A 947-nucleotide genomic window follows, 5' to 3' on the forward strand; every position below is an offset into this window, starting at 1 on the left:
TCAGCCTTTTTGTTGCGAAAAACAAAGATTTGACCGGATGTTGGATCTTTGTGCAAAGTATCGGCCACCAACAACACGATACCATCAATCTGTTTGCGAAAATCAATCGGCTGGCGGTAAAACCAGACTTTGGTATTGAACGGTAGCCACATCGTATTTACAGACCCATAAGGCCAGGGATTTCCGCCAGCAGAGCTGGGCTATTGATCACCAGCTTTATACCATTAGGAAACTCTAATACGCCCAGGTTTCCCGTAGGGGCTGCGGGAGACTTGATATCTACAGGAACAAAGTCAGGGGCATCAGGCACAGGAGTTTGATCAGATAGCTTGCGGTGCCAGTAGAGGAACTTGCTGTAGCTCAAATTGTGCTTGTGAGTATAGGCCCGCTTGGATTGAGAACTTTTCTCATAGGCGCTCACATGGCTTTGCCACTTTTGCTGATTCATGAGGCTGTCCTCTGAAGTAGATGGAGGGGGTATCATGGCAGCCTAACAAAGCAAATTGAATAATGTGGTTCATGTACCGCTTACGTATTTTCTCAAGCAGTGGCACAAATTCCGAATGTGTGTCCGCAATCTTATCAAGCTGGGGGTACAGTTACGCCGGGGGTCATATCTCCCGTATTGCGTTCCAGGGAGCTGTATCGCGTGTATGCCCGCAACTGCGATGGTGTTGGGAGAGCGGGCCAGAAACCCGCCTTTACCCGATGATACATTTAGCGCTTATATTCGATGGAATGAACTTCACATACGGTGTTACTGGAGTTTGACCAGCGACTATTTTCATTGGCAGAGATATAGATTGGAGTCTTGGCCTGATAAGCCGCCAGCAGCATGCTCAGTTGCCCCTCAAAACCCTGGCTATTTTTATTAACGAAATACCCGTAATTGCATGTAGCTCCATTTGTTGACAACGAAATAAATACATCCCCATTTCCAACACTAG

At 47.1% G+C, this 947-nt stretch carries 3 protein-coding genes; all 3 read right to left on the reverse strand.

The features are described 5' to 3' along the window. Nucleotides 1–152 (reverse strand): IS66 family insertion sequence element accessory protein TnpB (tnpB, locus tag Q5Y71_RS17730; RefSeq protein ID WP_371877096.1); only part of this gene is annotated, 152 nt, incomplete at its 3' end. Nucleotides 153–157: 5 nt separating this feature from the next. Continuing rightward, nucleotides 158–448: a hypothetical protein gene (locus tag Q5Y71_RS16955; RefSeq protein ID WP_306043251.1), complete on the reverse strand. Its 291-nt coding sequence runs from the start codon at nucleotides 446–448 to the stop codon at nucleotides 158–160. A 269-nt stretch (nucleotides 449–717) separates the two neighbouring features. After that, nucleotides 718–947: hypothetical protein (locus tag Q5Y71_RS16960; protein ID WP_306043252.1), on the reverse strand; the 230-nt coding region annotated here is incomplete at its 5' end.

It is taken from the genome of Microbulbifer sp. 2205BS26-8 (assembly GCF_030731025.1).
GTDB lineage: Bacteria > Pseudomonadota > Gammaproteobacteria > Pseudomonadales > Cellvibrionaceae > Microbulbifer > Microbulbifer spongiae.